Source organism: Kocuria sp. SM24M-10, assembly GCF_001027955.1.
Taxonomy (GTDB): Bacteria; Actinomycetota; Actinomycetes; order Actinomycetales; family Micrococcaceae; genus Kocuria; species Kocuria oceani.
The window spans coordinates 1-10,778 of the sequence record NZ_LDNX01000044.1; the positions used below are offsets into that span (position 1 = coordinate 1).

10 protein-coding genes are annotated in these 10,778 nt (G+C 74.6%); 9 read left to right on the forward strand and 1 reads right to left on the reverse strand.

All coding sequences use genetic code 11. The features are described from left to right. Positions 1–327: 327 nt before the first annotated feature. From ABL57_RS05145 to ABL57_RS05160, 4 genes are read left to right on the forward strand one after another with little or no spacing between them, the layout of a single operon-like run. Positions 328–897, forward strand: coding sequence for a nucleosidase (locus ABL57_RS05145; RefSeq protein ID WP_047802381.1), 570 nt, complete (start codon positions 328–330; stop codon positions 895–897). A gap of 24 nt (positions 898–921) precedes the next feature. Further along, positions 922–1,638: a lipoate--protein ligase family protein gene (locus tag ABL57_RS05150; RefSeq protein ID WP_047802382.1), complete on the forward strand. Its 717-nt coding sequence runs from the start codon at positions 922–924 to the stop codon at positions 1,636–1,638. A gap of 38 nt (positions 1,639–1,676) precedes the next feature. Then, positions 1,677–2,513 carry an SOS response-associated peptidase gene (locus tag ABL57_RS05155; RefSeq protein ID WP_047802383.1) on the forward strand — a complete coding sequence of 279 codons (837 nt, stop codon included), beginning with the start codon at positions 1,677–1,679 and terminating at the stop codon, positions 2,511–2,513. 23 nt (positions 2,514–2,536) lie between these two features. Further along, complete coding sequence (locus ABL57_RS05160) at positions 2,537–2,929, forward strand: pyridoxamine 5'-phosphate oxidase family protein (RefSeq protein WP_047802390.1); 393 nt, start codon at positions 2,537–2,539, stop codon at positions 2,927–2,929. Between the two features lie 18 nt (positions 2,930–2,947). Here the strand turns inward: ABL57_RS05160 and ABL57_RS05165 are convergent, their stop codons facing one another. Next, the gene (locus tag ABL57_RS05165) at positions 2,948–3,451 is read right to left on the reverse strand and encodes a GNAT family N-acetyltransferase (RefSeq protein WP_047802384.1); all 504 of its coding nucleotides are present in this window, start codon (positions 3,449–3,451) and stop codon (positions 2,948–2,950) included. 351 nt (positions 3,452–3,802) lie between these two features. On the opposite strand from ABL57_RS05165, the gene ABL57_RS05170 reads away from it, so the two are divergent. The 5 genes from ABL57_RS05170 to ABL57_RS05190 all read left to right on the forward strand — a co-directional run bounded on the left by ABL57_RS05170 (position 3,803) and on the right by ABL57_RS05190 (position 10,756). Then, positions 3,803–4,126, forward strand: a complete 324-nt coding sequence (locus ABL57_RS05170) for a DUF6504 family protein (protein ID WP_047802385.1) — start codon at positions 3,803–3,805, stop codon at positions 4,124–4,126. Positions 4,127–4,235: 109 nt separating this feature from the next. Next, positions 4,236–5,075 carry a fumarylacetoacetate hydrolase family protein gene (locus ABL57_RS05175; RefSeq protein ID WP_047802386.1) on the forward strand — a complete coding sequence of 280 codons (840 nt, stop codon included), beginning with the start codon at positions 4,236–4,238 and terminating at the stop codon, positions 5,073–5,075. Positions 5,076–5,154: 79 nt separating this feature from the next. Then, a complete protein-coding gene (locus ABL57_RS05180) occupies positions 5,155–6,123 on the forward strand; it encodes a TIGR03885 family FMN-dependent LLM class oxidoreductase (RefSeq protein WP_047802387.1) in 969 nt (322 codons plus the stop codon). A gap of 54 nt (positions 6,124–6,177) precedes the next feature. Further along, on the forward strand, positions 6,178–9,543 hold the full coding sequence (locus ABL57_RS05185) for a DNA polymerase III subunit alpha (RefSeq protein WP_047802388.1): 3,366 nt from the start codon (positions 6,178–6,180) through the stop codon (positions 9,541–9,543). A 229-nt stretch (positions 9,544–9,772) separates the two neighbouring features. After that, complete coding sequence (locus tag ABL57_RS05190) at positions 9,773–10,756, forward strand: DUF2382 domain-containing protein (protein ID WP_047802389.1); 984 nt, start codon at positions 9,773–9,775, stop codon at positions 10,754–10,756. The last annotated feature ends 22 nt before the right edge of the window (positions 10,757–10,778 follow it).

Genomic DNA, 10,778 nt, shown 5'->3' on the forward strand with positions numbered 1-10,778 from the left:
CACTGAACGCCGCGGCGCCGCCCCCCCCCCCCGGCACCCCGCCCGGCTGCGGCGCTCCGCCCCGCCGGACCCCTTGGTGGCCCATCCCGTTGTGCCGAGTCCCCCATGTCCTCGCAAGTCCCCCCGATCGGACGGGGGGACTTGCGAGGACATGGGGGACTCGGCGGTGCGGACCGGTGGGGAGGGGGGACCCGGTACCGGCGGCGGGGTGCGCGGGGGCACGTGGGCACGTGGGTACGTGGGTACATGGGTACGTGGGTACATGGGGGGGATGCCAGGGTGGGTGAGGGCGGGCGAGGGCGCGTGGGGGGCGGCTAGAGTGGGCGGGTGCAGAAACTGCTCGTGCTCGCCGCCCACCCGCTGGAGACCAAGTACTTCCCGGACGACATCGACCTGGTCCTGACCGGCGTCGGGATGTCGGCGGCGGCGGTGCACACCACCGAGGCGGTGCTCACCCGCTGCCCGGACCCCGCGCGGCGGGCGGAGCTGACGGTGCTCAACATCGGCAGCGCCGGAGCGCTGCGGGACGGGCTGCACGGGGTGCACGAGCCCTCCCGGATCATCAACCGGGACGTGGACGAGCAGCTGCTGCGCGCGGCCGGGATCCCCGTGGACAACATCATCGAGCTCGGCGGCGAAGGCCCGGTCCTCGCCACCGGGGACTCGTTCGTGGCCGGCGGGCCCGCCCGGGACGCCCTGGCCGCCCGGGCCGACCTCGTGGACATGGAGGGCTGGGCGATCGCGGTGGCCTGCCGGCACCTGGGCGTGCGGCTGCGGATGGTCAAGCACGTCTCCGACGCCGCCGACGAGGCCGCGCTCGCGTGGGCCGAGAAGGTCGAGGTCAGTGCGGTGGCCCTGGGGCAGTGGTTCCGCGCCAGCGGCATCGCCGCGCGCTGACCCGCGACTAGACTGGGGCCCAGCATGAAACTACTCCGCCAGCGCGAGTCCCTGGGCGCCCAGCAGGACTACGAGAGCGCCATGACCCTCCTCGCCGACGTCCGCCGCAGCGGTCCCGTGCTGCGCCTCTACGAACCGGCGCCCACGGTCGCCTTCGGCCGCCGGGACGAGCTGCGCCCGGGCTTCGCCGACGCCGCCCGGGCCGCCCGGGAGAGCGGCTTCGAGCCCCTGGTCCGGCGGGTGGGCGGGCGCGCGGCGGCCTACCACGGCGGGTGCCTGATCGTGGACCACCTGGAGGCGGCCGAGGACCCGACCACGGGCATCCAGGACCGCTACCGCCTGTTCGGGGACATGCTCGTGGCGGCCCTGGAGGAGCTCGAGGTCGAGGCCGACGTCGGGGAGATCCCCGGCGAGTACTGCGCCGGGGAGCACAGTGTGCACGGGACGCACCCGGCGTCGTCGTCGGCCCCGGGCCGGAAGGTGAAGCTGGCCGGCACCGCCCAGCGGGTGGTCGCGGGCGCCTGGTACTTCAGCACCGTGCTGGTGGTCGAGCAGTCCGAGCCCATCCGCTCGGTGCTCACCGACGTCTACGCCGCCCTGGACCTGGAGTGGGACCCCGCGACCGCGGGGGCCGTGGACGACCTGCGCCCGGGCACCACCGTGGCCGACGTCGAGCGCGGGATCCGCAAGGTGTACGGCATGTACTCCGAGTACCTGGGGTACGGGCCGCTCACCGACTGAGCCCCGGCCGCGGGCCGGGCAGACCGAGGAGGCAGCAGATGTGCGGACGCTACGTCATCGCCCGGGCCGTGGGCGACCTCGTGGCCGAGACCGGGGCCGTCCCGGACGAGAGCCTCGGCGAGGCCGACTCCGAGCGGCTGCGGGCCAACTGGAACACCGCCCCGACCACCGACGTGCCGATCGTCCTGGAGCGCCTGGCGGGCGGGGACGGCCGGGACGACGGCGGGGAGCTGGTGCGCGAGCTGCACGTGGCCCGCTGGGGACTGGTCCCGGGCTGGGCCAAGGACCCCGCGGTCGGGTCGAAGATGTTCAACGCCCGGTCGGAGACCGTCCTGGAGAAGCCGTCCTTCCGCAAGGCGGTCCGCGCCCGCCGGTGCGCGGTCCCCGCCAACGGCTACTACGAGTGGAAGCGCGAGCCGGGCCCCGGCAAGGGCGGGCGCAAGCAGCCCTACTACGTCCACCCGGCCGACCCGGAGGAGACCATCTGGTTCGCCGGGGTCTACGAGTGGTGGCGGGTGCCCGAGGGCGCGGAGCTGCACTCGGCGGCCCTGCAGCCCGGCCGGGACGGCGGGGGCAGCACGTGGCTGCTGTCCTGCTCGATCCTCACCACCGACTCCCCGGAGCCCTCCGCCGAGCACCCCGTGCTGGGCGAGCTGCACGAGCTGCACGACCGGATGCCGATCCCGCTGGCCCCCGAGCACGTCGACGACTGGCTGCGCCCGGGGGAGGACGACGCCCCGCAGCTGGTGGACCTGGTCCGGGCCGAGGCGCACCGGACGGCCGCCCGGTGGGTGCTGGACCCGGTGGACCCGGCCGTCGGCAACGTGCGCAACAACTCCCCGGAGCTCGTCCTCCCGCAGCGGAGCCTGTTCTGAGCGCCGGGGAGGCCCTCCGCCGGATCCGCGACTTCGTGCGGACCCACGGCGGCGGGGTCGTGGCGACCAACAGCGGCACCGGCTGCCCCGAGTCCGCGTGGATCAACCTCACGGCCCACGAGGACGGGCGGCTGGTCTTCGGCACGAACGAGCGCAGCCGCAAGTACGCGAACCTGCGGGCCGACCCCCGGGTCTCCCTCGTGGTGGTCTCGGGGGACGGCCAGGAGTTCCAGGTCGAGGGGCGCGCCGCGGTGCTCGAGGGCCCCGCGGCGCAGGACGCCGGCGAGCTGCTGGAGTCCCGTCACCCGGGCGCCACGGGCAAGGACAGCACCCGGCTCGTGGCCGTGCGCCTGCACTGGGCCCGTTTCGTGGACGTCGCGGCCGACCCCCCGGTCCGGGAGGACCTCACCCTGTGAGCCCGGCTCCGCCGCGGCTCAGACGTAGTCCGTCTCGGGGACCCAGCGGTTGAAGTCGAGCGTCAGGTACAGCGCGAGCGCCGCCGCGTTGTCCTCCGCGATGCGCAGGCTCACCTGGTCGTAGCCGTTGTCGTAGAGGGTGCTCATGGCGCAGCGCACCAGCTGCTCGGCCAGGCCCTGCCGGCGGCGGGAGGCCGCCGTGAACAGCTCGAAGATGTAGGGGGTGTCGGGCAGGTCGTCGCCGACGCGCCGGGCCAGGACCAGGGCCGCGGCCACGACGGTCCCGTCGTCGTCCACCACCACCGGCGAGGCCTCGGGCAGGAAGGGCCCGTACTCGCCGTCGAAGACGCCCCGGATCACCGTGCGCGCCTCCTCGAGGCTGGAGACCCCGCCCTGCTCGTAGGAGGAGTAGTAGAGCTGGGCGAGGCTCTCGGCGTCCTCCGGGGTGGCCGGACGCAGGGACACGGCAGGAGTCCTGGTGTTCTCCGCCGTGTGGGCGATCAGCGTGATGGTTCCGGTCATGGAGGCCTCCGTGATGTCGGCGCCGGGTGATCCGGCGTGGGTCGGGCGAGGGGACAGGGGACGACCCGGGGGGTCTCGCGGGGCAAGCCCTCCGTGCTTTCAGCGTATCCATTTCGCTGGTCTTGTCCATGCTTCCCCGGTGGCTCCCCCGGTGCTCCCTCGGTGCTGCCCCGGCGCTCCCCGGGCGCGGGGCAGGGCGGCGGCCGGCCCGTGCGGACGCGGCCGCCGATGGGGAACACGTGTTCCGCCAGGACCATGCCGAGGGTTAGCCTGTCGTACAGGTGTTCTAGCTTCCAGGGGACAGGGCGCGCCGCGCGGCGGGCGCCGGGACCGAGGAGGGGAGGGGCCGTCGTGGGCTTTCTGACGGAGGGCGTCGAGGTGGACTGCGACGCCGGCGGCGTGCCGGTGACCGTGCGCTGGCGCGGACGGGGCTACCGGGTGGCGCAGGACCCCGTGCGCTGGTACGAGCGCCGGGCGTGGTGGGCCGAGGACGCCCGGCTGCCCAAGGACCGCGGGATCGGGGCGGTGGACCAGCAGATGTGGCGGGTCCAGGTCCAGCTCACCGTCCGCTCGGAGCTGCTGACCCTCGAGCTCGTCCACACCCTCGACACCGGTCGCTGGCGGCTGCTGGCGGCCACCAGCGCCTCGGGGGCCCAGGTGGTGCGCTGCGCCTAGGGGCGCCGGCCACCGCGCCCCGGGCGCATAGGATCGGAGGGCAGGGCCCGCCCGCCGCGCGCGGGGGAGCCCGGAGGCGCAGCATCCGCGGCACAGAAAGGCGGCACCCGTGAGACTCGGCACCGTGCGACGGAACGGCACCACCCAGGCCTTCCGCCAGGAGGCGGGGGAGACCGTCTACCTGCCCGTCCCCGACGTCGGGGCCCTCCTCGCCGGGGGCGACCTGCGGCCGGCCGGGGAGCCGGGTCCCGCGCCCGCCCCGGAGGAGCTGGCGACGCCCGTGCTGCGCCCCGGCAAGATCCTGTGCGCGGGGCTCAACTACTACGACCACGCGGAGGAGGTGGGCCAGGAGATCCCGGAGCACCCCACGATCTTCGCGAAGTACGCCACCGCGCTCATCGGCCCCACCGACCCCATCGCCATGCCGGAGGAGTCCGAGAAGATCGACTGGGAGGCCGAGCTGACCGCGGTGATCGGCTCGCCCCTGCGCCACGCCACGCCGGAGCAGGCCCGCGCCGCCGTCGCCGGGTACACGATCATGAACGACATCTCCGTGCGGGACTGGCAGGGCCGGACCTCCGAGTGGTTCCAGGGCAAGAACTTCGACCGCACCACCCCGGTGGGCCCCGTGGTCGTGACCCCGGACGAGGTCGACCCCGAGGCGGGGCTGGCCGTGCGCTGCAGCGTCGACGGCGTGCTCCACCAGGACTCCCGCACCGACCGGATGATCTTCTCCGCCGTGGCGCTGGTCGAGTACCTCAGCCGGTTCCTGACCCTCGAGCCCGGGGACCTCGTGGCCTGCGGCACCCCCGCCGGGGTGGGCCTGGCCAAGAAGCCCCGCCGGATCTGGCTGCGCGACGGCCAGGAGGTCGTCACCGAGATCGAGGGCATCGGGCAGCTGCGCAACGTCTGCACCCCCGCCGAGGAGCTCCTGGTCCGGACCTCCTGACCCGGGCCTCCCGACCCGGCCCGGCCGACCGGGCCGGCCGACGCCACCCATCCCGACCCGACCCCGACCGGAGGGCCCCATGGCGACCATCGGCTTCCACGCCTCCCACGAGCAGATCCCGCCCGAGCAGCTGCTGCGCGACGTCCGGCACGCCGAGCAGGCCGGCTTCGGCGCCGCCATGTGCTCCGACCACCTGGAGCCGTGGTCCCCGCGTCAGGGCCACTCCGGCTTCGCCCTGTCCTGGCTGGGCGCGGCGCTGGCCACCACGGCCCTGCCGTTCGGGTTCGTGCACGCCCCGGGCCGGCGCTACCACCCCGTGGTCACCGCCCAGGCCACGGCCACGCTCGCCCGCATGTTCCCCGGCCGGCTCTGGGCCGCCCTGGGCAGCGGGCAGCGGCTCAACGAGCGCCCGGTCAGCCCCGAGTGGCCGGGAAAGGAGCAGCGCCAGCAGTTCCTCGAGGCGAGCTTCGACGTCGTCCGCCGTCTGCACGCCGGGGAGGAGGTCAGCCGCCGCGCACCGCTGCACGCCGACCGTGCCCGGGTCTGGGACCCCCCGGAGGTCGCGCCGCCGCTGCTGGTGGCCGCCCTCACCCCGGCCACCGTCCGCCGCTTCGCCCCCGTGGCCGACGGGTTCATCACCGTCAACCAGCCCCTCGAGGACCTGCGGCGGATGCTCGGGACGTGGCGCGAGGCCGGCGGCACCGGGCGGGCCGCGCTGCAGGTGCACCTGAGCTGGGCGCCCTCCCCGGAGCAGGCCCGGGCCATCGCCTTCGAGCAGTGGCGCACCAACGTCTTCGACCCCGTCACCATGGCCGAGCTCGCCTCCCCGCAGGACTACCAGCGCAAGGCGGTCCAGCAGGACGTCGGGGACGAGCAGATCGCCGGGGCGGTCAACGTCTCCGCCGACCTCGGCCGGCACGCGCAGTGGCTGCACGAGTACGCCGAGCTCGGCTTCGACGAGATCCACCTGCACCACGTGGGGCAGGAGCAGGCGGCCTTCCTCGACGCCTTCGGGGACGCCGTGCTGCCCCAGTTCGCCGCTGCGTGACCCGCCCCGGCGTTTGCAATTGACTTAAGTTCGAACACATATTCGAATACCGGTGTGAGCTTTCCGCACCTGCACGTCGCCACCGCCTTCAGCGCCCACTACGGGGTGAGCCGGCCCTCCGCCCTCGTCGCCGCGGCCGCCGCGGACGGCGCGGAGGTGCTCGCCTGCACCGACCGGGACGGCCTCTACGGCGCGGTCAAGCACCTGGACGCGTGCCGGGAGCACGGCATCGACCCCGTCCTGGGCGCCGACCTCGCCCTGTACGGCCCCGGACGCGAGCGCGTCCTCGGCCGCGTGCTGGTCCTCGCCGCCGGCGGGACCGCCGGCGCCGGCTACGCCGCCCTGTGCCGGCTCGTCTCCGCCGCCCACGCCGGCGGCGTCCCGGCCGGGGTGGACCCGGACCAGATCGCCGCCCACGCCGTCCGCCCCGGGCGCACCGGCCCCCTGCTGACCGTGCTGCTCGGGCCGGCCTCCGACGTCGGTCAGGCGCTCGCCGCCCGCCGCTACCGCGCCGGCCGCGCCGCCCTGGCCCGCTGGCGGGCCCGGCTGCCGGCGGAGGCGCTCGCCGTGGAGGTGGTCACCCACCTGGCCGCCCCCGGCACCGCGTGCAGCACCTCCCACGCGGCCCGGCTGCTGCGCGCCGCCGCCGAGGCGGGGCTGACCCCCGTGCTGACCAACGCGGTGCGCTACGCCACCCCCGCCGAGGCGGCGACCGCCGACGTCCTCGACGCCGCCCGCGCCCTCACCCCGCTCGAGGCCCTCGGTCGGGCCGGTCCGCCCGGCAGCGGGGCCGCCGACCGGAGGGCGCCCCCGGCGGAGCCGCTGCAGCCCAACGGCCAGGGCTGGCTCAAGTCCACCCGGCAGATGCGCTCGCTGGCCGCGGAGATCGCCCGGGCCGCCGACCTCGGGACCGCGGGCGCCACGGCCCTGCTGGCGGGCACCCAGCGGATCGCCGACCGCAGCCGCCTGGACCCGGTGGCCGACTGCGGGTGGGGCCGCCCGGTGGTGCCCGAGGCCTCCGTGCTGGGCCTGCGGCGCCCGGCGCCCGCGGAGCTGCGGGCCCGCTGCGAGGACGGTCTGGCGCGGCGCTACCCGGGCCGCCGGGCGAGCCCGGCGGTGCGGTCCCGGCTGGACCGGGAGCTGGGGGTGATCGGGGAGCTGGGCTTCGCCTCCTACTTCCTCACCGTGGCCGAGGTCTCGGCGATGATCGGGGCGGTGGGCGTCCGGCACGCCGCCCGCGGCTCCGGGGTCTCCTCGCTCGTCAACTACCTGCTCGACGTCTCCCAGGTGGACCCCCTGGAGCACGACCTGCTCTTCGAGCGCTTCCTCTCGCCCCACCGCTCGACCCTGCCGGACATCGACATCGACGTCGAGTCCGCCCAGCGCCACCGCGTCTACCGGAAGATCTTCGACCGCTTCGGCGCGGAGCGGGTGAGCCTCATGAGCATGCAGAACGCCTACCGGGCCCGCGGCGCCGTCCGGGACGCGGGGCTGGCGCTCGGGCTGGACCCCGAGACCGTGGACACGGTGGCCAAGCAGCTGTGGCACCTGCCGGCCTCGACCCTGCGCGAGACCCTCGCCCGCCAGCCGGAGCTGCGGGAGTTCGCCGAGCAGGTGTCCCGGGAGAAGCAGCTGGACCTGCTCGTGGACCTCACTGAGCGCCTGGACCGCCTGCCCCGGCACATCTCCATGCACCCGTGCGGGGTGATCCTGGGGGATTGCTCCCTCCTGGACCGCACCCCGGTGCAGACCGGCGGGGCCGGGATGCCGATGAGCCAGTTCGACAAGCACGACATGGACCCCATGGGCATGCTCAAGCTCGACGTCCTCGGCGTGCGGATGCAGTCCGCCCTCGCCCACGCCGTCGAGGAGGTGGCCCGCATCCACCCGGGACGGCCCCGCCTGGACCTGGAGTCCGTCCCCGTCGACGACGAGGCCACGTTCGAGCTCATCCGCTCGACCCACACCCTGGGCTGCTTCCAGATCGAGTCCCCGGGCCAGCGCGAGCTCATCGGCAAGATGGCGCCGACGAGCTTCGGCGACCTCATCGTGGACATCTCCCTCTTCCGTCCCGGCCCCATGCACTCGGACATGGTCCGGCCCTATCTGGAGCACCGCCACGGCTGGTCGCGGCCCGCCTCCGTCCACCCGCGCCTCGACCCGATCCTCGCGGAGACCCACGGGGTGACCGTCTTCCACGAGCAGGTCCTGCGCATCCTCCACGCCTTCACCGGCTGCGGTCTCGCCCGGGCCGACGAGCTGCGCCGCCTGCTCGGCTCCGACCGGCAGCTCGAGGTGGAGACGTACTTCCGGGAGCGGGCCCGGGAGCAGGAGTACCCGCTGGACGTCGTGGACCGGGTGTGGGGGATCCTGGCGGCCTTCGGCTCGTTCGGCTTCTGCAAGGCCCACGGGGCGGCCTTCGCGGTGCCCACCTACCAGTCCGCGTGGCTGAAGGCCCACCACCCGGAGGCCTTCCTGGCCGGGCTCTGGGAGCACGACCCCGGGATGTACCCCAAGCGCCTGCTCGTGGGGGAGGCGCGGCGGATGGGCATCCCGGTCCTGCCGGTGGACGTCAACCGCTCCGACGAGCACTACCGGGTGGAGCGGCTGACGGAGGACCCCGGGCGCCTGGGGGTGCGCCTGGCCCTGACGGGCATCCACGGGGTCTCGCAGGCCGAGGTGCGCCGGATCGTGGCCGGGCAGCCCTACGCCTCCCTCGCGGACCTGCGGCAGCGGGCCCGCCCCGCTCGGCGCACCCTCGAGCGCCTCGCCGCCGTCGGCGCCTTCGACGGCCTGCTGCGCCGCTCCGGGGGGACCGCCTCCCGCGCCGACCTGGTGCACGCCCTGCGCGTCCGGGCGGACAGCGCCCGCCCGCCCCGGGACCCCGGGAGCCGGGAGGTCCAGGGGCAGCTGGCCCTGGACCTGGGGGACCTGGAGCTGCGGGGCCTGCCCGCGGAGCGGCCCGAGCCCACCGTCGAGGAGAAGGTGCGCGCCGAGCTGGACCTGCTCGCGGTCGACGTCTCGGCGCACCTCCTGGACAGCTGGGCGCCCCTGCTGCGGGAGCTGGGGGTCGTGCCCGCCGAGCGGCTGCTGGAACTGCGCAACCGCTCCGAGGTGCTCGTGGCGGGGGTTCGGGTCTCGACCATGACCCCGCCCATGCGCAGCGGCCGGCGGGTGGTCTTCGTCAGTCTCGACGACGGCACGGGCGCGGTGGACTGCGCGTTCTTCCCCGACGCCCAGGAGCGCTCGGGGCAGCACCTGTTCGGCACGCGGCTGCTGCTGGTGCGCGGGCGCATCCGGCGCACCGGCCCCCGCGGGATCAGCCTCAGCGCGGAGCAGGCCTGGGACCTCGCCGACCCGGCGACCCCGGCGGCCGTCCGCGCCCCGGTCCGCCCATCGGTCCGCGCCCCCGCCCGGTGAGCGGACCGGTGGGCGGACCGGTGGGGGGACCGGGGCCGGGGCATCATGCGCCGGAGGCCGACGCGGATCCAGCAGTTTCACTCTGGGAGAATCCATTGGCCAGCGGGCTGATAGCCAGTATGGTTACTAATAACAGCGGATGAGCTGCACCCCGCCCCCCGGCGGGGTTCGTCCGCGGCGGGCCCCTACCGGGTGCCTGTTCTCCAGCAGATCAAGAGAAGGAGTTCTCATGGCTACGTACGACGTCAACGCACTGCTCTCGGCCACCGCCTACGACTCGGACGGTGACAAGATCGGCAAGGTCGAGCAGGTCTTCCTGGACGACAACACCGAGGAGGTCACCTTCGTGACCGTCAACACCGGTCTGTTCGGCACCAAGGAGAGCTTCGTCCCGGTCGAGGGCGCCCGGCAGGACGGCGACCGCCTCGTGCTCCCCTACGCCAAGGGTGTGGTCAAGGACGCCCCGAACGTGGACGCGGACCAGCACCTCTCCCCGGCCGAGGAGGAGGAGATCTACCGCTACTACAAGATGAACTACTCCGGCACCGGCGGCGACCGCGACACCCGGACGGACTACGCCACGACCGACTACACCGGCACCGGCACCACCGGCCGTGACGCCGGCGACACGCTCGACACCGACCGCAACGCCGTGCCCGGCGGGGGCACCGCCGGCTACGCCGAGGTCGACCGCGACGCCACCGACCGCAACAGCACCGCCGGGATCGCCGACGTGGACCGCAGCGTCACCGACCGTGACCTCACGGACCGTGATCGTGACCTGCCCGACCGTGATCGTGACCTGACCGACCGTGACGACACCGGTGTGGTCCGCCACGAGGAGCAGCTGCACGTCGGCAAGGAGCAGCAGGAGACCGGCCGCGCCCGCCTGCGCAAGTACGTGGTGACCGAGCACGAGACCGTCGATGTCCCCGTCGAGCGCGAGGAGGTCCGGGTCGAGCGCACTCCGCTCAGCGGCACCGAGGCCACCACCGGCACCATCGGCGAGGACGACGTCGAGGTGACCCTCCACGAGGAGCGCCCCGTCGTCGCCAAGGAGACCGTGGGCGTCGAGAAGGTCGGGATCGAGAAGGAGACCGTCCGCGACACCGAGCGCGTCGACGCCGACGTCCGCAAGGAGCAGGTCGAGGTCGAGACCGACGCCGAGCGCGGCACCGGCCTCACCGACCGCGATCGCCGCGACCGCATCTGATCGCACCCAGCGTCCCGGGCCC